The sequence below is a fragment of the Xenorhabdus sp. TS4 genome, assembly GCF_014467265.1.
Lineage (GTDB): Bacteria > Pseudomonadota > Gammaproteobacteria > Enterobacterales > Enterobacteriaceae > Xenorhabdus > Xenorhabdus ehlersii.
In genome coordinates, this window is sequence record NZ_NKHQ01000001.1 from 105,179 (window position 1) to 130,544 (window position 25,366).

Consider the following 25,366-nt stretch of genomic DNA (forward strand, 5'->3'; position numbering starts at 1 on the left):
GTGAGAAGTAGAGATGGTGATACCACGTGCTTTTTCTTCTGGTGCGTTGTCGATCTGGTCGAATGCACGCGCGCTACCACCGTAAGTTTTTGCCAGAACGGTAGTGATTGCAGCAGTCAGGGTAGTTTTACCGTGGTCAACGTGACCGATAGTACCAACGTTAACGTGCGGTTTTGAACGTTCAAACTTTTCTTTAGACACGACTCTATTCCTTAATACTGCTCCCCCGTCACAGAAATGAGGGAGCTAAAAAGATAGTAAACTCGAAAATTTATCTAGATTTACGAGCTTCGATAATAGCCTGAGCGACGTTGCTCGGCGCTTCGTTGTACTTCAAGAACTCCATGGAGTAAGAAGCACGACCTTGGGTCTGAGAACGCAGGTCAGTAGCATAACCAAACATTTCAGACAATGGTACTTGAGCACGAACAATTTTGCCCGTAGCTATATCATCCATACCATCGATCATACCACGGCGACGGTTCAGGTCACCGATGACGTCACCCATGTAGTCTTCTGGGGTTTCCACTTCGACTTTCATGATAGGTTCCAGCAGAACTGGTTTCGCTTTCATGAAGCCTTCTTTAAATGCCATGGATGCAGCAATTTTAAAGGCGATTTCTGAGGAGTCAACGTCATGGTAAGAACCATCGAACAGGGCAACTTTAACGTCAACGATTGGATAACCAGCCAGAACACCGCTCTTAAGCTGTTCCTGAACGCCTTTATCGACGCCTGGGATGTATTCTTTAGGAACAACACCACCAACGATTTCGTTCGCGAATTCGTAACCAGCACCACCTGCTTCCAGAGGCTCGATACGTAGCCAAACGTGACCGTACTGACCACGACCACCGGACTGTTTAGCGTGCTTACCTTCCTGCTCAACAGAAGCACGAATGGTTTCACGGTAAGCAACCTGAGGTTTACCTACGTTCGCTTCAACGTTGAATTCACGACGCATACGGTCAACCAGAACGTCGAGGTGCAGCTCACCCATACCTGCGATGATAGTCTGACCAGACTCTTCATCACTGCTCACGCGGAAAGATGGGTCTTCTTGAGCCAGACGGCCTAAAGCGATACCCATTTTTTCTTGGTCAGCTTTAGTTTTTGGCTCGATTGCAACAGAGATAACTGGCTCTGGGAATTCCATGCGCTCCAGAATGATTGGGGCGTTCATGTCACAGAGAGTATCACCGGTGGTTACATCTTTCAGACCGATAGCAGCAGCGATGTCGCCTGCACGGACTTCTTTGATTTCTTCACGTTTGTTAGCGTGCATCTGAACGATACGGCCAAAACGTTCTTTTTTGTCTTTCACCGGGTTCAGTACGGTGTCACCAGAGTTAACAACACCAGAGTAAACGCGGAAGAAAGTCAAGTTACCCACGAATGGGTCAGTCGCGATTTTGAACGCCAGTGCTGAGAATGGTTCATCATCGCTGGAGTGACGCTCAGCCGGAGTATCTTTACCGTCTGGCAACATACCTTTGATGGATTCAACATCAGTTGGTGCTGGCAGATATTCGACAACTGCATCCAGCATTGCCTGAACACCTTTGTTCTTAAATGCAGAACCACAGGTAACCAGGATAATTTCGTTGGCCAAAACACGCTTACGTAGAGCTGCCTTGATTTCTTCTTCAGTCAGCTCTTCACCGCCCAGGTATTTATCCATCAGCTCTTCTGATGCTTCTGCGGCGGATTCAATCAGGTTCTGATGCCATTCCTGAGCCTGCTCAAGCATGTCAGCCGGGATATCTTCGTATTCGAAGGTAATACCCTGATCTTCGTCGTTCCAGTTGATCGCTTTCATTTTCAGCAAATCAACAATACCGGTGAAAGTATCTTCTGCACCAATTGCCAATTGCAGAGGAACAGGGTTAGCAGCCAGACGAGTTTTGATCTGCTCAACAACGCGCAGGAAGTTCGCTCCCATACGGTCCATTTTGTTAACGAACGCGATACGTGGAACATTATATTTGTTCGCCTGACGCCATACAGTTTCAGACTGTGGCTGAACACCACCAACTGCACAGTAAACCATTACTGCACCGTCAAGAACACGCATAGAACGTTCTACTTCGATAGTGAAGTCAACGTGGCCTGGGGTGTCGATGATGTTGATACGGTGTGGCTCATACTGTTTAGCCATACCAGACCAGAATGCGGTAGTCGCAGCAGACGTGATGGTAATACCACGTTCTTGCTCCTGCTCCATCCAGTCCATAGTAGCAGCGCCATCATGAACTTCACCGATCTTATGGCTTACACCAGTGTAGAACAGAATACGTTCGGTGGTAGTGGTTTTACCCGCGTCAATGTGCGCACTGATACCGATATTACGGTAACGAGTTATAGGGGTTTTACGAGCCATTTTTTCCTCTCTCGTGGGCGTTCAATTTAGAGAACGGGTAGCCGGACAGCTACCCAGAACATATTCACTGCCGATGAAATACCCAATAAGGGATTACCAACGGTAGTGTGCGAACGCCTTGTTAGCTTCTGCCATACGGTGAACGTCTTCACGTTTCTTCACAGCAGCGCCTTTATTTTCAGCCGCATCAGATAATTCATTTGCCAGGCGCAGAGCCATGGACTTATCACCGCGTTTACGAGCAGCTTCAACGATCCAACGCATTGCCAGAGCATTACGACGAACCGGACGAACTTCAACTGGAACCTGATAAGTAGAGCCACCAACACGGCGGGACTTAACTTCTACAGTCGGGCGCACGTTATCCAGTGCCAGCTCGAATGCTTCCAGATGATCTTTACCAGCACGCTGAGCCAGGGTCTCAAGCGCACCATACACAATTGCTTCTGCGACAGACTTCTTACCGTCTACCATCAGGATATTTACAAATTTGGCCAGCAGTTCAGATCCGAACTTTGGATCTGGCAGAATTTTACGTTGACCAATTACACGACGACGTGGCATGGAAATACTCCGTTTCGAATTTCAGGGTTGTCCAAAACTCTACGAGTTTATTTTGACATTAATGTGAAAAATGTTTGGCCTTACTTAACGGAGAACCATTAAGCCTTTGGCTTCTTCACACCGTACTTAGAACGACCTTGTTTACGGTCTTTAACACCGGCACAGTCCAGAGCGCCGCGAACGGTGTGGTAACGCACACCTGGCAAGTCTTTAACACGACCGCCACGGATAAGGATAACGGAGTGTTCCTGCAAGTTGTGGCCTTCACCACCGATGTAGGAAGAAACTTCGTAACCGTTAGTCAAACGCACACGGCATACTTTACGCAGTGCGGAGTTTGGTTTTTTAGGAGTGGTGGTATATACACGAGTACATACGCCACGTTTTTGCGGGCAAGCTTCCAGAGCAGGAACGTTGCTTTTCACAACTTTCGAGCTACGAGATTTGCGAACCAGCTGATTAATAGTTGCCATTATTAAAAAAGCTCCTGGTTTTTTGCTTCGTAAACACGGATTTTACCCTCTCTCTGTCATTATGACAAAACAAGAGGACGCGGAATTTTATTGCTGACTTAACGAGGTGTCAAGAAATATACAGTTTTTCTATATCGGCAAAATATTATCGGTAAGGTACTGCCAGTAAAGCGTTAGGCTGGTAAAGTTACTGAAAAGTGCAATTCAGATCTACCAATCACATCTACCAGGCAAAATTTTGCTGATGTTTTACCGTTAAGCTAACAAAACCATTATAATCAATCACCCTTACACGGTCTGAAATTTGTTCAATCAGCCCCCGTGCATCGAGATCTTCCTTCAAAACATAGATGCCTGCCCCGGTACGGAGCAGTTCAGCCAAATAACGGTTATCATTAATACCTGATAACACACCATTCTGCATCAATAGAACATCATCGGTATCAGATACAAGGCCAAGCATTGCATTGAAGTCATCATGGTAAGGTGAGCGACTGACAGTATATAACATGTTACCCGCCTGAAATAGATTAAAATTTCAACACAAAATCATAACCCGCCAACAATTCTCGGATTGCTGCGGCAGAAAGAAGTTCAGCTTCCAGCACAAAATTATTTGCCGGGCTGCCTCCCCGAATCACCAGATCATCCAGACAAACGTAAAATTTATCAATGTCATAAAGCGGCAAGACCTTAAAGGTTGAGATATAGTCACGGGCCAGGATTTTATCCGGCTGCTGATTGGCTAATAATTGAAATACGCCATCAGAAATAAAAAATACACCGATCTGCTCAGTCAATGCCGACGTTGCAAGCAATGCATCCAGCCCTTCCCTGCCGGCAGAAGAGCCATGAGGAGCTTCAGTAAAAACAAAGGCAATTTTTTTCATCGATACCCACGAAGATTCTCAAACCTAACCAACGCTAGAATTGTATGACACGATCACATAACATCATGGCTTCTGCCAATGATCCCAACCCACTAAGCTCAAACCCTTCGGCTAAATTAGCGGCAGGCAGATTCAATTCACGGGCTTGCTGTTCATCTACAACACCACGGCGCAATGCCGCTGCAACACAGATAAACAGATCGAATTGATGTTGGACTGCCAATACCTGCCAGGCCCTGACCAAATCAAACTCATCATTGGCAGGGGCAACCAATTGATTGCCGTTTTGGACACCTTCGCGATAAAAAAACACGCTATGCAGTTTATGACCTGAGGCGATCAATGCCTGAGCAAATTGGTAAGCGCTGCTGGCTTGTTGAGTACCGTAAGCTGGCCCAGTGACCAGCAAACAATAAGACAATGACAACATTACTTCTCCGAACCCGCACATTCACCATTTTTAAACTGACGAATGTAGAGGTATACCGTATGCTTGGAGATATTCAAACGATCAGCGACCTGATTGATGGCATCTTTAATATCAAAAATACCTTTCTCATAAAGGTTCAGCACTACCTGTCTGTTTTTCGCATTATTGGAAACATTACGATCAGCATTCACTTCTTCAATAGTGAATTCCAGAGTTTGTGCTACCAGATCATCCACGGAAGAGGCAAAATTGACGTTTGAAGCAACTTCATGCGTTTTTTCCGGGATAAAGGTCTGAATAATTTCAGAGAAAGGCACATCAAGGTTCATATTGATACACAAAAGCCCAATGACTCGACGCTGGCGATTGCGGATAGCAATCGTGACAGATTTCATCAACGAGCCACTTTTTGCCCGTGTGAAATACGCCCTGGAAACGCTACTGTCTTCATCTGTAATATCATGCAGCATTCGCAACGCCAGATCGGTAATCGGAGAACCAATTTTACGCCCCGTATGTTCGCCATTAGCTATTCTGACGGCTGAACATTTAAGATCTTCCAGTGAATGAAGAACTATTTCACAATGCCCACCAATCAACATAGCCAGGCCATCAACAGCAGCTTCGTAAGATTTTAAAATTTCGTGATCAGTTTCACTAAATGGTTGGTTTTCCAGTAAATCAATATCACTGTTATCACTAGAGATATTATCACCAGTTAATAGCGGGGTAGACATGTAATACACCATCCTTCAAATTCTGACTTTGCCTCACCAAAAACATCAGGGCAAGATTTATTATAAAATCACATGACTGCAACTCAGCATCTACTTCGGTAAACACCTATTGTTACAAGAAAGTTAAATAGCCTTATGTGATAAGCGCTAAAAACAAACAGTTAAAAATGTTTGTTCTATATTATTCTATTCGGACTATTCAGAGTAGTGACGTTAAAACCACATCGAACTGCCGTCAAGCTCTTGCTGAGTATAGCGCGGGGTTCTATCACAGCTTTATGCCGAATCCACCTGAAATACGAAAAGCAATATCTCATTTAATACCGTGGGAAATAATAAGCAAATAAATTTATTATTTTTTATCCATGCTTATTACTAATCAAATAGAGGTAAATATCAGCAGCAAATCGAAAGGTGGAAGAAATATGTGATAAAGCAGGAGCCTTAATCCCCTGCTAATATCTTTTAATTACAAGAATTATTTTGCCTTGGCAACAGGCTTAATATCCAGTAATTCAACATTAAAAACTAAAGTGGAGTTAGCTGGAATTTTAGGTAAATTTGCCTGATCATAAGCCAGCTTAGGAGGAATAACTAATGTGATTTTTCCACCTTTCTTCACATGCTGTATACCTTCTTTCCAGCCTGGAATAACGCTGTCCAAACGAATTGCCAGCGGCTCTTTACGGTCATAAGAGCTATCAAAAACCTGACCATCAATCAAAGAACCTTTATAGTTAACAACTACAGTATCAGTCTCTTTAGGTGCGTTACCAGTACCTTCTTTTTCAATTTTGTAAAGAAGCCCCGTTTTGGTTTCCACTACGCCCGCTTGTTTAGCAAACTCTTTGCGATATTGGGCACCTTTTTCACCATTTTCACTGGCTTCTTTTTCTGCCTTAGCCAATGCTGCACTTTTCACTTTAGATTCAAAGGCCATCAAGGTTTCCTGAATCTCTTTATCCGTCAGTTTGGCTTTATTATTTAATGCATCTTCAACACCAGCCAACAACTGTTCTTTTTCTATATTGATACCGAGCGCTTTCTGCTCTTGCAATGAGTTGGCCATGTAGCTTCCCAGAGAAGCACCCAGAGCATAAGAATTTTGCTGTTCTGCTGTTTTAAAAGCACTATTTAGTTTTACTTCGCCTTTGGTTTCGGTGTTAGCAGCCAAAACCTGAGGTACGCTAAATACCACCGCTAGAGTTGTTGCCAACAGAGTGGTTTTAAACAATGATTTCATCCTATTCTCCAATAAGTTTGGGTGGGGTTACCATCAGCATAGGTCATAACGTTTACTATAACCGCCTAAGGAAACCAATGACAATATTTGCTATACCTTGCCATAAAAATCGTTGAGACAACATTAAAGCAAAGAGATTTCGTGAAATCCTATTTCACTGGATATATGAGCATTATAGTGGCATCTTGACCGAATCATCGGTCCGTCATTTAAATTAATTGATTCAGAAGCAGGAGGAAAGATAATGGAGTTATCTGAATTTGAGCGAAGATTTGAGCAACTAGAAACCAAGCTGGCTTATCAAGAAGCCACCATTGAAGAATTGAATCAGGAAGTGATAAAGCAACAGCTCGAAACTGACAGATTGAAAGAACAACTAAAATTAATCGCTGAACGTCTGCAAACTCACCAGGCATCCATCATTGCACCGCTTTCTGAAGAAACACCGCCCCCCCATTACTGATATTCATCAGGGAAGCTCTCTGCCAAGGAAGGCTAGACGCAAAATAAAAAAGAGAAGCTGAAAACCCGCTTCCCTTTTTTTGCTTACTGATATTTCAGGTGACTAACGATTTTCAGTTATCCCCGATTAATCTTAATGGCAGCTACCGCCGCAGCATCCATGATCGTCGTGATCGTGATCACCACAGCCACCCTGACCGTGTACATGGCCATGAGCCAATTCTTCTTCGGTCGCCTCACGGATCGCTACAATTTCAACATTGAATTTCAGATTCTGACCAGCCAGCATGTGGTTCGCATCAACAACCACTTCATCACCTTCTATGGCAGTGATTTCTACTGGAATAGGCCCTTGATCCGTGTCAGCCAGGAAACGCATACCAACCTGAAGATCATCAACGCCAACAAACACATCTTTTGGTGCACGCTGAACCAAGTTATCATCATACTGACCGTATGCATCTGCTGCTTCTACACTAACATCAAAACGTTCACCCGCCTCACGGCCTTCCAGTGCTTTCTCTAATCCGCTGATCAGAGAACCACGGCCATGCAGATAGTCTAACGGTGCACTCACCGAGGACTCATCAACTAAAACACCATCTTCTGTTCTTACTTGATAAGCCAGGCTGACCACCAAGTCTTTTGCTACTTTCATGACAACTCCTACATACCCGAGGGAAAAAAACCGTGAGGGAAAATTTTTACTGCTCAAAAAAATGCTGCCAATTGTAACGGAATTCTACGTTACTGTACCTAGGCAATGGCAAAATTTATCCACAATTCATTGTATATGTATTGAGTTACTGTGGTGTAAAGATCCCAATGACCTGTTCCTGCTCTCTGATATGAGATGTGACAGCTTCATCTGTCTGCCTCTGTATATGACCACAATGGACACACTCAACAACATCAACCTTATTTTCCTGCCACATTGCCAGCGTATCCTGTGATTGGCATTTTGGGCAAACCGCTCCTGCAATAAAACGCTTACGACTAATTGACATAATTCCCCCTAAGACGTGTCAGAACATCTATTTTCCGCTACCATGCACACCAGGCACTTAAAATTGAATACATATACCCAATAGCTTTCAAATTGCGGCACATCGATCACTATACGTATCAACGATCACTATGCATATCAATATACGATTGGTATGGGGAACGCAGTCAACAAAGCAGCAACTTGAAAGATGAAGGATATATAAATCTAACTATTAATTAACCTAACACATTATATATAGACGGCATCTATGATTGTTTTCTCTTCACTGCAAATCCGTCGTGGCATTCGCGTCCTGCTGGATAACGCCAACGCAACCATCAATCCCGGACAAAAAATCGGATTAGTTGGCAAAAATGGCTGTGGTAAATCTACCCTGCTTGCATTACTGAAAGATGAACTTCAAGCTGAAAGTGGCTCTGTCACCTTTCCCAACAACTGGGCACTGGCTTGGGTTAATCAGGAAACGCCAGCCCTGGAAACATCAGCGCTGGAATATGTCATCGATGGTGACCGTGAATTCCGGCAACTGGAGCAAAAACTCAAAATAGCCAACGAACAAAACGACGGTCACGCCATCGCCCATCTTCATGGCTTGCTTGATACTATTCAGGCGTGGACAATCCGCGCCAGAGCCGCCAGTCTGCTGCATGGATTGGGTTTTTCTCAGACTCAGCTAGAGCAACCTGTACGTTCGTTCTCTGGTGGCTGGCGTATGCGCCTCAACCTGGCACAAGCGCTGATCTGCCGCTCTGATTTGCTATTACTCGACGAACCGACCAACCACCTTGATCTGGACGCGGTTATCTGGCTCGAAAAATGGTTGAAGAGTTATACCGGCACCTTGATTCTCATTTCCCACGATCGCGATTTTCTCGATCCAATCATCGATAAAATTCTGCACATTGAGCAGCAGGATCTATACGAATACACCGGCAACTACTCTTCCTTCGAACGGCAACGTGTGGCCAAACTTGCTCAGCAACAGGCGCTATACCAAAGCCAACAGGAAAAAGTAGCTCATTTACAGAGCTATATTGACCGCTTCCGCGCCAAAGCCTCTAAAGCAAAACAGGCACAAAGCCGCATCAAAATGCTGGAACGCATGGAGCTTATCGCTCCCGCTCATGTTGATAACCCTTTCCATTTCAGTTTCCGCCAGCCGGATAACCTGCCAAATCCACTCTTAAACATGGATAAAGTCAGTGCTGGCTATGGTGAGAAAACGGTATTGAACTCGATCAAATTAAATCTGGTGCCAGGTTCACGGATCGGCCTGCTAGGCCGCAATGGTGCGGGTAAATCCACGTTGATCAAGTTGCTGGCAGGAGAGCTTGCACCTCAGCAAGGAGAAATTGCCTTATCGAAAGGCATTAAACTGGGTTACTTCGCACAGCACCAGTTGGAATACCTACGGGCAGATGAATCTCCATTACAACATTTAGCCCGCATCGCTCCCCAAGAAGCGGAACAACAGCTTCGGGATTATCTGGGAGGATTTGGCTTCAAAGGCGATCAAGTGACCGATCCAAGCGGACGTTTTTCCGGTGGTGAAAAGGCCCGTTTAGTACTGGCTCTGATTATCTGGCAGCGCCCTAACCTCCTTCTGCTTGACGAACCGACCAACCACCTTGATCTCGACATGAGACAAGCATTAACTGAAGCACTTATTGATTTCGAAGGTGCTCTGGTCGTCGTATCGCATGACAGGCACTTACTGCGCTCTACAACAGACGAACTTTATCTGGTACATGATGGCAAAGTAGAACTTTTTAAAGGCGATTTAGAAGATTATCAGCAATGGCTCACTGAACTGCAACGCCAGCAAATGCGGGATAGCCAGGAAAAAGAAAAATCAGAGACCGAATCTTCAACGAATAGCACTCAAAATTACAGTGCCCAAGAGCGTAAAGATCAAAAACGGCGTGAAGCTGAATTCCGTAACCAAACGCAGCCATTGCGTAAACAGCTTGCAGCCCTTGAAAAACAGATGGAAAAACTGGGTACGGCATTGACGGAATTAGAAGAGAAACTGTCAGACAACACGCTTTACGACAATGATCGTAAAACTGAACTGACTGAATGCCTGCATCAGCAAACGCAAACAAAATTCAAACTGGAGGATACTGAAATGGAATGGTTGGACATTCAGGAACAGCTCGAACAAATGACAGCAGAATTTAATGCGAGTTAAGGAGTCAGTTAATTTTTCAGGTATAAACCTGTAGGTATATAATCGGGTATTGCCATTCAACACCCGATTATTCCCTGATTACAAAGCAAAAATATAAAATTGCTTGCAAACAGCAAGAATACTCGCCGTAAAAAATAATAACTCATCAATTATGCAGGAGATTATTTATAATTGAAAAATGTTTCAGATTCTCATTTTTAGCTCCTTACTGAGAAAACTTTTACAAATTACACCTCAAGCTTGATTATCATAAGAGACAAAACAAAAATATTCCGTATAAAACAAAAAATAATCACTGACTTATACATTAGCAACTAAGGCAGAAAAGTTTTCAGCATCTTCAATCAAAGACTCATCTATGGATTTTGCCCATACCACACCAAGATCAATTTTTTTATCCGTTTCAACAATTTCTAAAAAATTCATATAATACTCAGGAATAGAGCTAATAATCCGTTTAGGCACACAAGTATAGGCATTATTTTTTGTGATCATCTCTACTATCAACATGATATCATTTGTTTTTAATAGCAAATGCATATTGTCACCAGCACCAGTATAAATAGGAAAAACATTGAGACACTCCGTTAACTCAACCATCTCTTTTTTTTCTGGTGAATTTGTCGGAGTAACTCCGTTCCCAAACTTACTTAAGGCTGTTCTGCATTTAGATACCAGATAACTTCCTTTCTTAAAGATATAGATCAATCTTTCCGTAAACACCTTTTTTGGCTCTAACTGAGCAATAATAGATGATAGCGGCATCACTGCAACATGTAACATCCCTGCATTCAATAAATTTATCTGCTGCTCGACTGACAGTCCAGTCACCAATGACAGCACGACATTCCCTTTTTTTTCCACTATCTGATTCTCTATTTGAGAATAATTGTGGATAGGAAAACAAGAGCCGACGTATAAGTGCCTGACCATATCCTCTTTTGAATCGAAATGAACCTGACTTTTGAAGTGTTCATAGTGAGATAAAAACTTCCGGGTATTTTCCAACGTCTTCTGCCCAAAATCTGTCAACCTCGTTCCATTTGGTCCCCTTGTAAATAGTGACGCCCCAAGAATATCTTCCAACCCGTGGATTTTCTTCGTCAAGGCCGGCTGAGAAAGATAAAGCCTCTCAGAAGCCTTATGATAATTAAGAGTTTCAGCCAAAACGATAAAAGCTTCAAGATTGCGTATATCCATGTTCTTTAGCCCAATGATTGTTGAATAACTACAAAACATTACAGATTCATGGTGATAGCATTTTAACTTAGTGTTTTGCCAAAGGTTTTATCAGGTCAAATGGTCAAAATGTTAACTAATAAAATGTTAGTTAATAAGGGTACAATTCGCAAAACATTTATTATAATTATGTTTTAATTTCATTGTAAAATTATTTCAATAGTAACTAATTATTCTCGCAATATGGATATATTCCTTACTACCCATATTGTTTATCACTCTATTTCATTTTTTAAACTACAGCGTCATTAATATTTATGAAGTTTAAAAATAATCGAGATATAGCATACAAACAGATCCACAACTGATAACTTTTATTTATTGAGAATCTGCCAAATCAAATACCAGAGATCATGAAAGTTAAAATATCATGTTGTGAAACTATTGTGTGAATAATTTAATTGGAAAATATAAAGAAAAGCATATATATCTGGCTTACTCGTATAATGTAACAAACAGCAGATAATTCACACCAATTATATTATTAACAATTCATCCATACTTTACTTTTATGGCCATTTTAATATTTACTCTTATTACGTGTTAATAAGGAAATGTAATATTAAAAAATAGCAATACGACAATGGCAGGCTTTATAATGTGTTGCTAGTGATAGTGTATACTTATTCTTAACAAGTTTAAGATCTTTTTTATATCGGAATATTCTGTATTGGCTTGTTATTTTATGGATAAAGCATGTTGATTTTTATCGAAAAAATAAAAAATACAAACAAAACAAAGTTGATGACCAATATAGTATATAATTTTACTTTCTCTCCAGTCGCATAGTTATCTAATAAACCGCCTTTAAACATAATATCGACAATTTTTGCCAATATAAAAGAGAAAGCGGAAAATAGTGTTTTTAATCTATTTTGGTGTATATTTTCTATTAAATGCTCAGTAAGATAATCTGACCCACATAAATCACTTCTTAGTTTCGATAAAATATGGCAGAAAAATGATGAAAATCGACTTGAGCAATATGATAACAGAGAGTCGTAATCCCGCCAGTACCCACATTGATCAACTCTCAACTCTCGATATGCTGCACGTCATCAATGATGAAGATAAAAAAGTGGCTATTGCTGTTGAAAAAACATTACCTCAAATTGCCAGTGTGGTTGATAAAGTTGCCGAGGCATTTCGTCAGGGTGGGCGCTTAATCTATAGTGGAGCTGGCACATCTGGACGCTTAGGTATCCTGGATGCCAGTGAATGTCCACCAACTTATGGTACAAAACCAGAACAGGTAATCGGCTTAATTGCCGGAGGGCATCAAGCCATTCTACAAGCTGTCGAAAATGCAGAAGATAATCGGCAATTAGGCACAGAAGATCTTAAGGCTCTACACTTTAACCAAAGAGATGTCCTGGTAGGGATCGCTGCCAGTGGCCGAACACCCTATGTATTAGGTGCAATGGAATATGCCAAATCAGTTGGTGCTACTGTCGCCTGTATCAGCTGCAATCCAGATAGCTCAATGGTGCAATTGGCTGATATTGCCATCACGCCTGTCGTAGGGCCAGAAGTGATAACGGGTTCATCCCGTATGAAGGCAGGAACGGCACAAAAATTGATACTGAATATGATCACAACAGGCACCATGATCCGTATTGGCAAAGTATATGGTAATTTGATGGTTGATGTAGAAGCTACCAATGCCAAATTAATCGAACGCCAGAAGAATATTGTCATCGCCGCCACGGAGTGCAGCAGAGAAATGGCAGAACAGGCCTTAAACACCTGTGGTGGTCATTGCAAGACCGCAATCGTCATGATTTTATCGGGCGTCAGCGCCAAAGAGGCCAAAGCATTATTGGCAGAACACCAAGGGCTTATCCGGCCAGCTATCTCAACAGACCGATAATCATTGCCTCTTTAGAGGGGGTTTAAATGGCTAAAATTCGTCAGGAAATGTTGGCTGAAATACTCAACGCCATTGGCGGAGCGGGTAACATTGCCCGTTGTGGAAATTGCATGACCCGCCTGCGGTTGACACTACGGGATGATTCACTTGCCGACATATTCTACTTGAAGAAGATTACCGGTGTCTTGGGCGTCATAGCGACTGATGACCAACTCCAGATTGTCCTTGGCTCCGGTAAAGCCCAAACAGCAGCAGAGATGATGAAAACGCTGTTAAGTGATACACGTCATCCCAGTGGATCTGAACTTTCCCCTGCTAAACCCCATTCTGACACACTAAAAGATATCGCCACCTCTAACAAAAAACATCTCAAAGAAAAACAAACCAGTTCAGTCCATAAATTTCTGGCTAAATTTGCCACCATCTTTACTCCCCTGATCCCTGGATTTATTGCCGTTGGCCTGTTATTGGGTTTTGCTACTCTGTTGGAACAAATTTTTATTAAAGAAGTCTCTCATCCCAACGCTATATTGGTTGAGATGGTTGGCTATATGAAAATTTTCAGCAAAGGCATGTTCAGTTTCTTAGGTATCTTGATTGGCTACAATGCACAAAAGGCATTTGGGGGATATGGGGTTAACGGAGCCATCATCGCTTCTCTATTTGTGCTGGGTTATAACGCCGAAGCTACCAGTGGTTTCTACTCTGGTATCAGTCATTTTTTTGGCTTCGCCATTGACCCGCGAGGCAATATTATCGGGATACTGATTGCCTGTATTCTCGGTGCCTGGGTGGAAAAACAGATCCGAAAAATCATGCCCTCTGATCTGGATATGATCCTGACTTCCACAGTCACCCTACTTATTATGGGCGCTGTTGCATTTATCGTCATTATGCCTGTCGGAGGTTATTTGTTTACCGTGATGTCATGGCTGTTCATGAATTTGAATGGCAACCCATTCGGTACAGCCATCTTGGCAGGGCTATTCCTAATCGCCGTGATGTTTGGTGTACATCAGGGCTTTGTCCCCGTCTATTTTGCTTTGATGGAAGCACAAGGATTTAATTCCCTTTTTCCCATTCTGGCGATGGCAGGGGCGGGGCAAGTAGGTTCCGCACTGGCGTTATATGTCAAAGCCCAAAAAGGCGCGTTACTGCGCGCTCAAATCAAAGGCGCCATCATTCCAGGTTTATTGGGAATTGGCGAGCCCTTGATCTATGGTGTCACACTTCCCCGCGTCAAACCTTTTGTCACCGCCTGTCTCGGCGGTGCCATAGGTGGTTTTTTTATCGGTCTGATTGCCTGGTGGGGATGGCCTGTCGGATTGAATAGCGTTTTCGGCCCTTCCGGGCTAGTCGCCCTGCCGCTGATGACATCCGACAGCGGCATATTCACGGGCATGGCAATATATGGTGCCGGACTAATCGTCTCTTATATCGCTGGCTTCACGCTAACGCTATTCTTCGGCAGCAAAAATATCGATTTAAGTTAACTCAGCCAAACCAGATTAAAGGCACACAAGCGGCGGTCAGGACACCCATTGCGATATTAAATGTAAACCACGCGCGACGGCTTTTCAGTAACCGTCCAATCAGTGAACCGAGAACAAGCCAGATTGCACCAGCAAGGGTATTGACGATTAACATCACGATACTGATAACAAAAATGGAATGGTTATACAACTCTCCAGCCAGACTGTAACTACTGATTGCACCCAATCCCATCAACCATGTTTTGGGATTTAAGAACTGCAATAACCAACCTTGATAAATCTTTATTGGCTCTCCTGCCGATGTTGTGGTGTCCAGCCGCTTATAATGCGAAGTAGCTGTTTTCCAGGCTAGCCATAATAAATACAGACATCCGAGTATTTTCAGGCCCATGTGTATAGCAGGATAAATCAACAGTAACGCCGCAACACCAAACGCAGACAGCAGCAAAATTGTCTGCATTCCCAGAATAATGCCCAAACAAAGCGGGATAGAGCGGCGAATACCAAAATTAGCTCCCGATGATGTCAGTAACAAATTGTTTGGGCCCGGTGTGACAGCGGAAATAAACATAAATATACTAAGCGAAAATATCAGGCTTAAAGTCATGGGTAGATTCCCCTCCCACCCAGATAGTTGGCATTTCTTTTCAAGAAAAATAACAGTATGTTATTTCATATACAAGATAACTAATCATGAAATCAATTCATTATGAATCCCAGACTACAACTCCATTGGCAACATCTAAATTTACCCGATAATGAATTACAGTATTTTCAGGAGCAATCACAATGATTATCCCGTGGCAACAATTGGAAGCCGATACACTCCACAACTTAATTGAAAGTTTTGTCCTGCGGGAAGGTACTGATTATGGTGAACAGGAAAAAACGCTCGAACAAAAAGTACAGGATGTAAAACGTCAGCTTGAACGAGGCGAGGTTCTGTTGGTATGGTCTGAACTACATGGAACCGTTAATATCTTGCCTAAAGAGATGTTCCGTCCGTAAAGCTCAGCTTGCTTTATTCATTCTAATTGACTGATTCGCCAGTTTTATTGATTAAGGAGTCTGTTCATGTCTGCCAAACACCCCGTCATCGCAATCACTGGCTCCAGTGGAGCAGGAACAACCACCACCAGTGTCGCTTTCCGTAAGATTTTCCAACAACTTGACGTAACCGCCGCACTGATAGAAGGGGATAGTTTCCATCGTTACACTCGTCCTGAAATGGATGCCGAGATACGCAAAGCAAGAGAACAAGGCAGACATATCAGCTACTTTGGGCCAGAAGCTAATGATTTCGGTATGTTGGAAAAAACATTCTTTGAGTATGGGGAAACGGGCAATGGCCGCTGCCGAAAATATCTCCATACCTATGATGAAGCCGTTCCCTATAACCAATCACCAGGTACGTTCACACCGTGGGAACCCCTGCCATCAAAGACAGACGTCCTATTTTATGAAGGGCTGCACGGTGGTGTTGTCACGCCACAACACAATGTCGCCAGTCATGTGGATCTATTGATTGGCGTTGTGCCTATCGTCAATTTAGAATGGATACAAAAACTCATCCGTGATACCGGTGAACGTGGGCATTCCAGAGAGGCTGTCATGGATTCCGTTGTCCGCTCAATGGATGACTATATCCGCTACATCACTCCTCAGTTTTCACGTACTCACATCAATTTCCAGCGTGTCCCCACCGTTGATACCTCCAATCCCTTCTCTGCCAAAGCCATTCCCTCGCTGGACGAAAGTTTTATCGTGATCCGCTTCCGTGGCCTCACTCAAATTGATTTTCCTTATTTACTCGCTATGCTTCAGGGCTCATTTATTTCCAGCATAAATACTATCGTCGTTCCAGGTGGAAAAATGGGGCTGGCAATGGAATTAATTATGGCACCGCTTGTTAAGCAATTACTGGAAGGCAAAAAAATTTCGTAATTTAATCCCTATTTAATTTTTAATAAGGCAGGTAACAAAAAATAACGTTACCTGTTTTATTTAAATAAACAGACCATTTTTTGTGACATAATTTTTTCCCTTTTATAAATGTAAAATCAATAAAACCAACTCTTCTGCCTGATTTCTGGTAATCTACCAGTCAGTTTAATATGCTGAAGCGATACAGGAGGAGACAGAAATGCTTTCCTGTGTTACAAACAAGGTTACAAGCGCGAACTGGCAAGGTATATGGGTTAAGATCAATATACCTACATTTTGACATCCTTATAATCCATATAAAATTCCCGCTTGTCAGTTTTTCAGCAGGTTAATATGTTAATCTATTGACTTTAAAAGCTAGCCTGAAGAGGAACTACCGTTTCTCACACTATAAAGGCAGAAATAACAACAGAGGATAAAGCGAATGGTTCTCGGCAAGCCACAAACAGACCCTACTCTTGAATGGTTTTTGTCACACTGCCATATTCACAAATATCCATCCAAGAGCACGCTTATTCATCAAGGCGAGAAAGCAGAAACGCTTTACTACATTGTTAAAGGTTCGGTTGCTGTTCTAATAAAAGATGAAGAAGGTAAGGAGATGATTCTCTCTTATTTAAATCAGGGAGATTTCATTGGTGAACTTGGATTGTTTGAAGAGGGACAAGAGCGTACTGCATGGGTGCGAGCAAAAAGTGCCTGCGAAGTGGCTGAAATTTCCTATAAGAAATTTCGCCAGTTAATTCAGGTGAATCCTGATATTCTGATGCGTTTATCTGCTCAGATGGCAAGTCGCCTACAAACCACTTCCGAAAAAGTAGGTAACTTAGCCTTTCTGGACGTTACAGGTCGTATCGCCCAGACGTTGCTCAATTTGGCCAAACAGCCTGATGCAATGACTCACCCTGATGGTATGCAAATCAAAATCACACGTCAGGAAATTGGGCAGATTGTGGGTTGCTCCCGTGAAACGGTTGGCCGTATCCTGAAAATGCTGGAAGATCAAAACCTGATCTCTGCACATGGCAAAACCATCGTCGTTTATGGGACACGTTAATTCCCGATAAACCAGAAACTACTCAGCCAGTGCAATCCGTTACTTCGTACTGGCTTTTTTTACTGTTATTTGTTTAACCAGCGGGATATCGCCATTTCCAGCCGCATCATACCCTCTGTGATTTCGTCCTCAGAAATGATCAATGATGGTGTAAAACGCAAGATGCTGTCTCCTGCACTTAATAACATCAATCCCAGTTCCGCCGCTTGCTGCAATATTTCTCTGGCCTTACCCTGATATTCGGCTTTCAATACGGCCCCAATCAGCAAGCCTTTTCCACGAAATTCATGGAAGATACCATATTTTTGGTTCATCTTTTCCAGAGCATGAGTGTACATATCGTGCCGTTTTTCCACGCCCATCAGCACTTCTGGCGTATTGATGATATCCAGTACGACACAACCGACGCTACAAGCCAATGGATTTCCACCATAAGTCGTTCCATGTGCCCCCGTTTCCATTGCCGCCGCTATTGTATCTGTCGTTAACATTGCACTAATTGGAAAACCGCCCCCCAGCGCTTTTGCTGTCGTCAAGATATCCGGCTGTACGCCATAATGCTGGTAAGCATATAACTTACCCGTGCGCCCCATCCCACTCTGAACTTCATCAAAGACCAACAAAGCCTGATGCTTATCGCACAATTCACGCACCCCATGCAGAAACTCCATCGTCGCAGGAGTAACCCCCCCTTCTCCTTGAATTGGCTCCAAAACAACAGCACAAGTGTGATCATCGATTTCCGCCCTGACGGCATCCAAATCATTAAAAGGCACGTGAACAATATCAGCAGGTTTAGGTCCAAACCCTTCGGCATATTTCGGCTGCCCTCCTACCGAAACAGTGAAAAAGGTACGACCATGAAACGCCTGATGGAATGCAATGATTTTGGTTTTATTGGGATAATGACGAGTAATCGCATAACGACGTGCTAATTTAAATGCCGCTTCATTGGCTTCCGCTCCCGAATTAGCGAAAAAGACTTTTTGAGCAAAGGTCGAATCAATCAATTTTTGCGCTAAAGTTAAGGCAGGCTCATTGGTAAAAATATTGCTGACATGCCACAATTTTTCACCTTGCTGTTTCAAGGCGTTCACCAAAGCCGGATGACTGTGCCCCAAAGCCAAGACAGCGATACCCCCGGCAAAATCAATATATTCTTTACCCTGTTGATCCCATACCCGACTTCCTTGCCCTCTGACAGGAATGAAATTCGCCGGTGCATAAATGGGCAACATCACTTGATCATAGGTATTTCGGTTTGCTGCTTTATTTTCTACCATTTCCCTCACCTTATTTTTATATTTGCCATTTCGAAGTGAAATAATAGTCATAAAATATGAATAAAAAATCACTTAAGGGCAAATAAAAAAATAACAGAATGAGGGAATGCGGAGGTATCTAACTAATATTTGAGGAAATTATTCAACAATTCGTGTCCCTGCTCACTAAGAATGCTTTCTGGATGAAATTGCACTCCTTCCAGTGGCAAAGTACGGTGACGAATTCCCATGATTTCATCTACGTCACCATTGCGCTGACTCCAGGCTGTCACTTCAAATGAAGCCGGAAGCGTTTCTGCGGCAATGACCAGAGAGTGGTAACGCGTGACCGTCAATGGACGATCTAATCCTTTGAATACCCCTTGCTGGCTATGGTGAATCAGGCTGGTTTTTCCATGCATCACTTCACGCGCTTTAACAACGCTCGCACCAAAAGCCTGACCTATCGCCTGATGTCCCAGGCACACACCGAGGATGGGCAATTTCCCTGCAAAATGTGAAATTGCTTCCAGCGAGATCCCTGCTTCATTCGGCGTACAAGGACCCGGCGAAATGACTAAATGAGTAGGCGCCAAATCTTCGATATCTTCAAGCTGGATCTCATCATTACGCTTAACTAAAACCTCTGCCCCTAACTCACAAAAATATTGATATAAATTGAATGTAAAAGAATCGTAGTTATCTATTATTAGTAACATAGGAGTATATCCTACTGATTATTATAGTCTTATAAGTTGCCCTACCCCATTGGGGTATTATGCATTCTGTATAATAGTAAAATCAGGTAAAGCAGTATTAACAGCAATGGGGGGCTAATCATACCACAGAAGCACTTTTAAAATAGTGGTACGGCGACCGCATTACCATAATGCAACATGATGTAACAACGTAGAAATGGCGGAGAGAAGGGGAATGCAAACGGTACTCAAACAACCAGTAATGATTATCCGAATACCGTATTATGTCGGTGTTCGGGCTGTTAAGATTCAACCTTGGCAGATAAGATCACAATTGGTTTTGCCGGTACATTTTGATAAGGGCCAACATTTTCTGTTTTGACTTGAGAAATTTTATCAACCACATCCATGCCTTTGACGACTTTGCCAAAGACCGCATAACCGAAGTCACGCTGCCCGTGGTCAAGGAAAGCATTATCAGTCACGTTAATAAAAAACTGGCTGGTTGCGCTGTCCTTATCTGCGGTACGTGCCATAGCAATAGTACCCCGCAAATTCCGCAGGCCGTTATCTGCTTCATTTTTGATTGGCTCTCTGGTAGCTTTTTGCTTCATATCCTTTGTAAAGCCACCGCCCTGGATCATAAAGCCTGGGATAACACGATGAAAAATAGTGTTGTTATAAAATCCCTCATTGACATATTCAACGAAATTCTTGGTAGTAATTGGTGCCTTATTGCTATCTAACTCAAGTTCGATTTCTCCAGCCGATGTTACCAGCTTCACGTGAGTTTCAGCGGCTAATGCTGGGACAGCTATCGCACTGATAGCACATGCAGTCATAAGCGACACAAAAATACGTTTAAACATTGATGGTTCCTTTATTTTTGAGGTCAACAATAAAACTCATAACAACAAAACTCATTAAGTGTAATTCCCAATGGAGTGAAGTTCCAAAGATTTACCTACATTTACGAGTATCTCAACTGCTCAAGGTGAGTTATACACACTATTTTCCGACTATCTGCGCCATTCATTATCGGAAAAAATATCGGTATAAATGACGGTAAAATGTCGGTATAAAGTTACGCCTGTCCACAAGCGGTTGCTCTCGGTATAATCACCGCGCTATTTTTGTGTATTCCTCAGGGAGATAACCATTTTGACCATCAAGAACTACAACTATCATATGACCCACTTTATCACGAGTGCACCTGACATTCGCCACCTGCCTCAAGATGTGGGCATTGAGGTCGCGTTTGCCGGCAGGTCAAATGCGGGTAAATCTAGCGCCCTGAATGCACTAACCCGCCAAAAGAGCCTTGCGCGTACCAGTAAAACCCCTGGCCGTACCCAGTTGATTAACCTGTTCGAAGTAGAAGAAGGTGTTCGTCTGGTAGACTTGCCAGGCTATGGTTACGCTGAAGTCCCAGAAGAGATGAAACGTAAATGGCAGAAAGCCCTAGGAGAGTATCTCCAAAAGCGTGAATGCCTGTTAGGGCTGGTGGTTTTGATGGATATCCGCCATCCGTTGAAAGATCTGGATATGCAAATGATCGAATGGGCGGTCGTGATGCAAGTCCCCGTCATGGTATTGCTCACTAAAGCCGATAAACTGGCTTCCGGTGCCCGTAAAAGCCAACTAGCGAAAGTTCGTCAGGAATTGTCCTCTCTGAATGGTGATATTCAGGTCGAATACTTCTCCGCCCTGAAAAAAATCGGCACCGATAAACTAGAGCAAAAACTCAATCTTTGGTTCAATCAGCCTGCTATTGAGGCGGAGTAACATCCGCCTTCTGCCTTACTGCACTTCCATTAATCGGACATAAAAAAACGCCCCAGTCAAAAAATATGACTGGGGCAGCTAATATTCAGCTAAATCCGATTACGTGAAGTAAAAGGTCTGAAAGATAGAACATCTTACCTCTGTACCCTACATCGACAACTTTAACCTATTCTTTTCATCAAAAAAAGACTTTTTTGTAATTAATTTTCACTAATTACCTCGATTCAGCTGTTAACATTTAAGCAGAACAGGTTATTATGGCGTCATTCATGTAGTTTAATTACATATTTATGAGATCTAGATCTAATCTAAAATCTAACTGAAATTCTTGTCACACGCCTTTTCGCGGTGTAATTGAGATAATTCCAGTTCATTAAACACGCAGTATTTTCATAAAAATCATTCAATAAAAAAAGAACCGCATTTCTGCGGCTCTTTTTCAGCTTCTAAGATAAAAGGGACATCAGTGTGCCTGATCCCAATTATCACCAATCCCAACATCCACTTTTAACGGCACATCAAGCTGCATACTTTGTTCCATCAGCTCTCTGATTTTCTGCCCTGCTATCTCCAGCTCTGATTCATGTACTTCAAATACCAGTTCATCGTGAACCTGCATGATCATGCGCACATTTGGCTGTTCACTGACAATCCAGTTATCTACCGCAATCATCGCCAATTTGATGATATCCGCTGCCGTCCCCTGCATAGGTGCATTGATGGCTTCACGCTCTGACGCCTTGCGGCGCATGGCATTACGCGATTTGATATCCGGCAGGTACAACCGACGGCCTTCCAGCGTTTCGATAAATCCATGATCAGCCGCCTGCGCCCGTGTACGTTCCATATAAGCCAACACTCCTGGATAACGTTCAAAATAGAGGTCCATATAGCGCTGTGCTTCACCACGCGGAATACCTAACTGACGGGACAGGCCAAACGAACTCATGCCGTAAATCAGACCAAAGTTAATCGCCTTAGCACTGCGACGCTGTTCACTGGTCACTTGTTCCAATGGTACGCCAAACACTTCCGCAGCCGTCGCACGGTGGATATCTTTGCCTTGGGCAAATGCCTCCAACAAGCCTTTGTCCTGTGACAAATGCGCCATAATGCGCAATTCAATCTGTGAATAGTCCGCGGCCATAATGCAGTAACCTTCCGGCGCAACAAATGCCTGACGGATACGGCGCCCTTCGTCATTACGAACAGGGATGTTTTGCAAGTTTGGATCACGGGAAGAGAGGCGCCCCGTCGCAGTTACCGCCTGATGATACGAGGTATGAACACGATTTGTCAGTGGGTGCACCATCTGAGGCAGTTTATCAGTATAAGTGGTTTTCAGTTTTGCCAGACCACGATGTTCCAAAATCACCCTTGCCAATTCATGGTGCTCTGCCAACTCTTCCAGCACTTCTTCATTCGTTGATGGTGCACCATTTGGCGTCTTTTTCAATACAGGCAAGTTCATTTTTTCAAATAAGATGACTTGTAGCTGTTTTGGTGATGCCAGATTGAATTCTTCCCCTGCCAACTCATACGCAGATTTTTCCAGTTCATCCAAACGCGCAGTGATTTCCCTTGAATGTTCTGCCAACGTTTGGGCATGGATCAACACCCCTGTTCTTTCCATACGGGACAGCACCGGCACCAGTGGTATTTCGATCTTCTGGAAAACTTTTTGCAGAGTTGGAGCATTCTCTAACTGAGGATACATGGCCTGATGTAGCCTAAGAGTCACATCCGCATCTTCTGCTGCGTATTTTGCAGCTTCCTCCAATGGAATTTGATTGAAGGTGAGTTGCTTTTTGCCCTTGCCCGCAATTTCTTCAAATGTGGTGGTTTTATAGCCCAGATGACGATCAGCAAGGCTATCCATGTCATGCCGCCCTGCTACGCTGTTCAAAACATACGATTCCAGCATGGTATCGAAAACAATGCCATTTAAAGCAATGCCATAACGCGCCAAAACACCACGATCAAATTTCAGGTTTTGACCAATTTTAGGCAGATTGGCATCTTCCAGCAGCGGTTTTAATGCTGCGAGGACTTCATGCAGCTCCAATTGCTGTGGCGCATCCAGATAATCGTGTCCCAATGGCAGATAAGCGGCTTCAACTTCTGATTCCCCCACTGCAATGGCAAAGGACATCCCCACCAGATTAGCTGTTAGGGTATCAAGACTGTCGGTTTCAGTATCAAAAGAGAATGCCGGAACTTGTTTCAGCTTTGCAATCCATTCATCAAGGATCTGGTGCTCAAGGATGGTTTGATAATTTTCCGGTGAAATTTTAACAGCGGCTGGTGCAGCAGCCACTGATTCTGACTTAGTGCCAGCTGCAACAGGTTTCTGCCCATTACCTTCCAGCCAACTGCCATTCTGTACGTCACTGATCCAACGTTTGAATTCATAATGATTGAACAGAGACAGTAACTCATCCGTATCCGGAGGCATAACAGAAAGATCTAAACAGGTTCTATCCAACTCAACGTCGGTTTTGATTGTTGCCAATTGGTAGGAAAGATAAGCCACCTCTTTATGCTGTTCCATTTTACCACCCAGTGTTTTGGCTCCACGGAAACCAAGTGTGGCAATATCATCAAGCCGGGCATAGATCTCATCCAATCCGCCAATACCCTGCAATAGCCCCAGAGCGGTTTTCTCACCCACTCCCGGCACCCCCGGAATATTATCGGAAGAATCCCCCATTAGGGCGAGAAAATCGATCATCAGCTCAGGAGGAATACCATATTTTCCCTCAACCTCTTCCGGCCCCAAAATAGTGTTGGTCATGGTGTTAATCAGCGTGATATTTGGCGTCACCAATTGCGCCATATCTTTATCACCAGTGCTAATCAGCACCGAACGGTCCTCTTTTTCAGCCTGCAAAGCCAATGTACCGATAACATCGTCAGCTTCAACCCCTGGCACAACCAGAATTGGCAGTCCCATTGCCTTGACCATTTTGTGCAACGGTTCAATCTGCAAACGCAAATCATCCGGCATTGGTGGCCGATGGGATTTATATTCAGCAAATAGCTCATCACGGAACGTTTTGCCTTTGGCATCAAACACAACCGCCACATGGCTGGGTTTATACTGAATAATCAAACTTCGCAACATGTTCAGTACACCATACATGGCGCCCGTCGGTTCTCCCGAACTGTTTGTCAGTGGTGGAAACGCATGGTATGCACGATAAAGGTATGAAGAACCATCAACCAAAATCAGGGGATTGTCTGCTATCTGTGCCATAAAATTTTCTTCGTCGTTCTGTGGGATGAATAAAGAATAGAATGCCATACTGTGTCGTTCTAGACGAATTTTGCGGGAATTTTCTCGTACTAACTTGCATTTTATGGCAAATATTCTGATAAGCACTCTGTGGATAACTTTGTGCACAAAAAAATGGCATATAAAACAGATTTATGTTTATTCCCACAAAAAATGGATAACAGAAGATAAAAAATCAATGAATTACGCGGAATATTAAATAAATATTACAACCGCTTTAAAATCACTGACTTGTGGATATTACCGGAGTTAATGAGATGGTCTTCCCCACCTTGTGAACCATACTCTTTATAGAGTATTTTTTCTGGAGAGTCCATCATGCAAAACGTCACCCTTATTGGTAT

General features: G+C 43.3%; 25 protein-coding genes. 8 read left to right on the top strand and 17 right to left on the bottom strand.

Going from position 1 to position 25,366, the window contains the following annotated elements:
• From Xets_RS00370 to fkpA, 9 genes are all read right to left on the bottom strand, one after another.
• Positions 1-201, bottom strand: a 201-nt coding sequence (locus Xets_RS00370) for a GTP-binding protein (protein WP_244589796.1), incomplete at its 3' end; no start/stop codon positions are given.
• 70 nt (positions 202-271) lie between these two features.
• Positions 272-2,380, bottom strand: a complete 2,109-nt coding sequence (gene fusA / locus Xets_RS00375; RefSeq protein WP_099130914.1) for an elongation factor G — start codon at positions 2,378-2,380, stop codon at positions 272-274.
• A 93-nt stretch (positions 2,381-2,473) separates the two neighbouring features.
• On the bottom strand, positions 2,474-2,944 hold the full coding sequence (gene rpsG / locus Xets_RS00380; RefSeq protein WP_074020838.1) for a 30S ribosomal protein S7: 471 nt from the start codon (positions 2,942-2,944) through the stop codon (positions 2,474-2,476).
• 98 nt (positions 2,945-3,042) lie between these two features.
• A complete protein-coding gene (gene rpsL, locus Xets_RS00385) occupies positions 3,043-3,417 on the bottom strand; it encodes a 30S ribosomal protein S12 (RefSeq protein ID WP_010848548.1) in 375 nt (124 codons plus the stop codon).
• A gap of 223 nt (positions 3,418-3,640) precedes the next feature.
• Positions 3,641-3,928 carry a sulfurtransferase complex subunit TusB gene (gene tusB / locus Xets_RS00390; protein WP_099130915.1) on the bottom strand — a complete coding sequence of 96 codons (288 nt, stop codon included), beginning with the start codon at positions 3,926-3,928 and terminating at the stop codon, positions 3,641-3,643.
• Positions 3,929-3,947: 19 nt separating this feature from the next.
• Entirely contained in the window at positions 3,948-4,307 is a 360-nt protein-coding gene (tusC, locus tag Xets_RS00395; protein WP_099130916.1) for a sulfurtransferase complex subunit TusC, read from the bottom strand.
• Between the two features lie 34 nt (positions 4,308-4,341).
• A complete protein-coding gene (tusD, locus tag Xets_RS00400) occupies positions 4,342-4,737 on the bottom strand; it encodes a sulfurtransferase complex subunit TusD (RefSeq protein ID WP_099130917.1) in 396 nt (131 codons plus the stop codon).
• Entirely contained in the window at positions 4,737-5,474 is a 738-nt protein-coding gene (locus Xets_RS00405; protein WP_099130918.1) for a transcriptional regulator, read from the bottom strand. Before Xets_RS00405 ends, tusD begins: the two co-directional genes overlap by 1 nt.
• Before the next feature lie 478 nt (positions 5,475-5,952).
• Entirely contained in the window at positions 5,953-6,717 is a 765-nt protein-coding gene (gene fkpA / locus Xets_RS00410; protein ID WP_187651029.1) for an FKBP-type peptidyl-prolyl cis-trans isomerase, read from the bottom strand.
• Between the two features lie 244 nt (positions 6,718-6,961).
• Between fkpA and Xets_RS00415 the strand changes: the two genes are divergently transcribed.
• On the top strand, positions 6,962-7,180 hold the full coding sequence (locus Xets_RS00415) for a SlyX family protein (protein WP_099130920.1): 219 nt from the start codon (positions 6,962-6,964) through the stop codon (positions 7,178-7,180).
• A 132-nt stretch (positions 7,181-7,312) separates the two neighbouring features.
• Here the strand turns inward: Xets_RS00415 and slyD are convergent, their stop codons facing one another.
• Together slyD and Xets_RS00425 are read right to left on the bottom strand one after the other, a co-directional pair.
• Positions 7,313-7,837 (bottom strand): peptidylprolyl isomerase, encoded by a 525-nt coding sequence (slyD, locus tag Xets_RS00420; RefSeq protein ID WP_099130921.1) that lies wholly within the window; start codon positions 7,835-7,837, stop codon positions 7,313-7,315.
• 145 nt (positions 7,838-7,982) lie between these two features.
• A complete protein-coding gene (locus Xets_RS00425; RefSeq protein ID WP_074020827.1) occupies positions 7,983-8,186 on the bottom strand; it encodes a YheV family putative zinc ribbon protein in 204 nt (67 codons plus the stop codon).
• Between the two features lie 249 nt (positions 8,187-8,435).
• Between Xets_RS00425 and Xets_RS00430 the strand changes: the two genes are divergently transcribed.
• The gene (locus tag Xets_RS00430; protein ID WP_099130922.1) at positions 8,436-10,379 is read left to right on the top strand and encodes an ABC transporter ATP-binding protein; all 1,944 of its coding nucleotides are present in this window, start codon (positions 8,436-8,438) and stop codon (positions 10,377-10,379) included.
• 300 nt (positions 10,380-10,679) lie between these two features.
• Here the strand turns inward: Xets_RS00430 and Xets_RS00435 are convergent, their stop codons facing one another.
• Complete coding sequence (locus tag Xets_RS00435) at positions 10,680-11,579, bottom strand: LysR family transcriptional regulator (protein ID WP_187651030.1); 900 nt, start codon at positions 11,577-11,579, stop codon at positions 10,680-10,682.
• Between the two features lie 1,003 nt (positions 11,580-12,582).
• Here Xets_RS00435 and murQ point away from each other — a divergent pair.
• Together murQ and murP are read left to right on the top strand one after the other, a co-directional pair.
• Positions 12,583-13,488, top strand: a complete 906-nt coding sequence (gene murQ, locus Xets_RS00440) for an N-acetylmuramic acid 6-phosphate etherase (RefSeq protein ID WP_187651040.1) — start codon at positions 12,583-12,585, stop codon at positions 13,486-13,488.
• Between the two features lie 26 nt (positions 13,489-13,514).
• A complete protein-coding gene (murP, locus tag Xets_RS00445) occupies positions 13,515-14,981 on the top strand; it encodes a PTS N-acetylmuramic acid transporter subunit IIBC (protein WP_187651031.1) in 1,467 nt (488 codons plus the stop codon).
• Between the two features lies 1 nt (position 14,982).
• On the opposite strand, the gene Xets_RS00450 is transcribed toward murP, so the two are convergent.
• Positions 14,983-15,588 carry a LysE family translocator gene (locus tag Xets_RS00450; protein ID WP_187651032.1) on the bottom strand — a complete coding sequence of 202 codons (606 nt, stop codon included), beginning with the start codon at positions 15,586-15,588 and terminating at the stop codon, positions 14,983-14,985.
• A 182-nt stretch (positions 15,589-15,770) separates the two neighbouring features.
• Here Xets_RS00450 and Xets_RS00455 point away from each other — a divergent pair, with 182 nt between their 5' ends.
• From Xets_RS00455 to crp, 3 genes are all read left to right on the top strand, one after another.
• Entirely contained in the window at positions 15,771-15,989 is a 219-nt protein-coding gene (locus tag Xets_RS00455; protein WP_074020044.1) for a YheU family protein, read from the top strand.
• Between the two features lie 66 nt (positions 15,990-16,055).
• Positions 16,056-16,925 carry a phosphoribulokinase gene (locus Xets_RS00460; RefSeq protein WP_099130927.1) on the top strand — a complete coding sequence of 290 codons (870 nt, stop codon included), beginning with the start codon at positions 16,056-16,058 and terminating at the stop codon, positions 16,923-16,925.
• A gap of 424 nt (positions 16,926-17,349) precedes the next feature.
• Entirely contained in the window at positions 17,350-17,982 is a 633-nt protein-coding gene (crp, locus tag Xets_RS00465; protein WP_004240730.1) for a cAMP-activated global transcriptional regulator CRP, read from the top strand.
• Positions 17,983-18,047: 65 nt separating this feature from the next.
• Here crp and Xets_RS00470 read toward each other — a convergent pair whose 3' ends face one another.
• From Xets_RS00470 to ppiA, 3 genes are all read right to left on the bottom strand, one after another.
• Positions 18,048-19,265, bottom strand: a complete 1,218-nt coding sequence (locus Xets_RS00470) for an aspartate aminotransferase family protein (protein WP_187651033.1) — start codon at positions 19,263-19,265, stop codon at positions 18,048-18,050.
• Positions 19,266-19,387: 122 nt separating this feature from the next.
• The gene (locus Xets_RS00475; RefSeq protein WP_099130929.1) at positions 19,388-19,963 is read right to left on the bottom strand and encodes an aminodeoxychorismate synthase component II; all 576 of its coding nucleotides are present in this window, start codon (positions 19,961-19,963) and stop codon (positions 19,388-19,390) included.
• 281 nt (positions 19,964-20,244) lie between these two features.
• The gene (gene ppiA, locus Xets_RS00480; protein WP_099130930.1) at positions 20,245-20,811 is read right to left on the bottom strand and encodes a peptidylprolyl isomerase A; all 567 of its coding nucleotides are present in this window, start codon (positions 20,809-20,811) and stop codon (positions 20,245-20,247) included.
• Positions 20,812-21,103: 292 nt separating this feature from the next.
• On the opposite strand from ppiA, the gene yihA reads away from it, so the two are divergent.
• A complete protein-coding gene (gene yihA, locus Xets_RS00485; RefSeq protein ID WP_099130931.1) occupies positions 21,104-21,727 on the top strand; it encodes a ribosome biogenesis GTP-binding protein YihA/YsxC in 624 nt (207 codons plus the stop codon).
• Between the two features lie 463 nt (positions 21,728-22,190).
• Here the strand turns inward: yihA and polA are convergent, their stop codons facing one another.
• Positions 22,191-24,983 carry a DNA polymerase I gene (gene polA / locus Xets_RS00490; RefSeq protein ID WP_187651034.1) on the bottom strand — a complete coding sequence of 931 codons (2,793 nt, stop codon included), beginning with the start codon at positions 24,981-24,983 and terminating at the stop codon, positions 22,191-22,193.
• Positions 24,984-25,366 lie beyond the last annotated feature (383 nt).

Coding starts and splice junctions, on each gene's coding strand:
- Xets_RS00460 (WP_099130927.1), top strand. CDS start 16,056: ATGTCTGCCAAACACCCCGTCATCGCAATCACTGGCTCCAGTGGAGCA.
- Xets_RS00475 (WP_099130929.1), bottom strand. CDS start 19,963: ATGTTACTAATAATAGATAACTACGATTCTTTTACATTCAATTTATAT.
- ppiA (WP_099130930.1), bottom strand. CDS start 20,811: ATGTTTAAACGTATTTTTGTGTCGCTTATGACTGCATGTGCTATCAGT.
- Xets_RS00470 (WP_187651033.1), bottom strand. CDS start 19,265: ATGGTAGAAAATAAAGCAGCAAACCGAAATACCTATGATCAAGTGATG.
- polA (WP_187651034.1), bottom strand. CDS start 24,983: ATGGCACAGATAGCAGACAATCCCCTGATTTTGGTTGATGGTTCTTCA.
- Xets_RS00415 (WP_099130920.1), top strand. CDS start 6,962: ATGGAGTTATCTGAATTTGAGCGAAGATTTGAGCAACTAGAAACCAAG.
- fusA (WP_099130914.1), bottom strand. CDS start 2,380: ATGGCTCGTAAAACCCCTATAACTCGTTACCGTAATATCGGTATCAGT.
- tusB (WP_099130915.1), bottom strand. CDS start 3,928: ATGTTATATACTGTCAGTCGCTCACCTTACCATGATGACTTCAATGCA.
- tusD (WP_099130917.1), bottom strand. CDS start 4,737: ATGTTGTCATTGTCTTATTGTTTGCTGGTCACTGGGCCAGCTTACGGT.
- Xets_RS00435 (WP_187651030.1), bottom strand. CDS start 11,579: ATGGATATACGCAATCTTGAAGCTTTTATCGTTTTGGCTGAAACTCTT.
- rpsG (WP_074020838.1), bottom strand. CDS start 2,944: ATGCCACGTCGTCGTGTAATTGGTCAACGTAAAATTCTGCCAGATCCA.
- Xets_RS00430 (WP_099130922.1), top strand. CDS start 8,436: ATGATTGTTTTCTCTTCACTGCAAATCCGTCGTGGCATTCGCGTCCTG.
- murQ (WP_187651040.1), top strand. CDS start 12,583: ATGAAAATCGACTTGAGCAATATGATAACAGAGAGTCGTAATCCCGCC.
- tusC (WP_099130916.1), bottom strand. CDS start 4,307: ATGAAAAAAATTGCCTTTGTTTTTACTGAAGCTCCTCATGGCTCTTCT.
- murP (WP_187651031.1), top strand. CDS start 13,515: ATGGCTAAAATTCGTCAGGAAATGTTGGCTGAAATACTCAACGCCATT.
- Xets_RS00425 (WP_074020827.1), bottom strand. CDS start 8,186: ATGTCAATTAGTCGTAAGCGTTTTATTGCAGGAGCGGTTTGCCCAAAA.
- fkpA (WP_187651029.1), bottom strand. CDS start 6,717: ATGAAATCATTGTTTAAAACCACTCTGTTGGCAACAACTCTAGCGGTG.
- Xets_RS00455 (WP_074020044.1), top strand. CDS start 15,771: ATGATTATCCCGTGGCAACAATTGGAAGCCGATACACTCCACAACTTA.
- Xets_RS00405 (WP_099130918.1), bottom strand. CDS start 5,474: ATGTCTACCCCGCTATTAACTGGTGATAATATCTCTAGTGATAACAGT.
- Xets_RS00450 (WP_187651032.1), bottom strand. CDS start 15,588: ATGACTTTAAGCCTGATATTTTCGCTTAGTATATTTATGTTTATTTCC.
- crp (WP_004240730.1), top strand. CDS start 17,350: ATGGTTCTCGGCAAGCCACAAACAGACCCTACTCTTGAATGGTTTTTG.
- rpsL (WP_010848548.1), bottom strand. CDS start 3,417: ATGGCAACTATTAATCAGCTGGTTCGCAAATCTCGTAGCTCGAAAGTT.
- slyD (WP_099130921.1), bottom strand. CDS start 7,837: ATGAAAGTAGCAAAAGACTTGGTGGTCAGCCTGGCTTATCAAGTAAGA.